Origin of the sequence: Ensifer sp. Root954, assembly GCF_001429005.1 — a bacterium.
Lineage (GTDB): Bacteria > Pseudomonadota > Alphaproteobacteria > Rhizobiales > Rhizobiaceae > Ensifer > Ensifer adhaerens.
Genome location: NZ_LMJM01000022.1, coordinates 119626 through 119902, shown reverse-complemented (window position 1 = coordinate 119902; position 277 = coordinate 119626). Strand labels below are relative to the sequence as shown.

General features: G+C 66.1%; 1 protein-coding gene. It reads left to right on the top strand.

Going from position 1 to position 277, the window contains the following annotated elements:
* On the top strand, positions 1-277 hold a 277-nt coding region (locus tag ASE71_RS12635), incomplete at both ends, for an isocitrate/isopropylmalate family dehydrogenase (RefSeq protein WP_244497366.1).

The following is a 277-nucleotide window of genomic DNA, read 5'->3' as shown; positions in this document are numbered from 1 at the left end:
CGCCGATGCGGTGCTGTTCGGCGCCGTCGGCGGTCCGAAGTGGGATGCGGTGCCCTACGAGGTTCGCCCGGAAGCCGGTCTGCTGCGCCTGCGCAAGGATCTCGAGCTCTTCGCCAACCTGCGCCCGGCGATCTGCTACCCGGCGCTTTCCGCCGCCTCGTCGCTCAAACCGGAACTGGTCGAAGGCCTAGACATCCTGATCGTGCGCGAATTGACCGGTGGCGTCTATTTCGGCGAGCCGAAGGAGATCGTCGATCTCGGCAACGGCCAGAAGCGT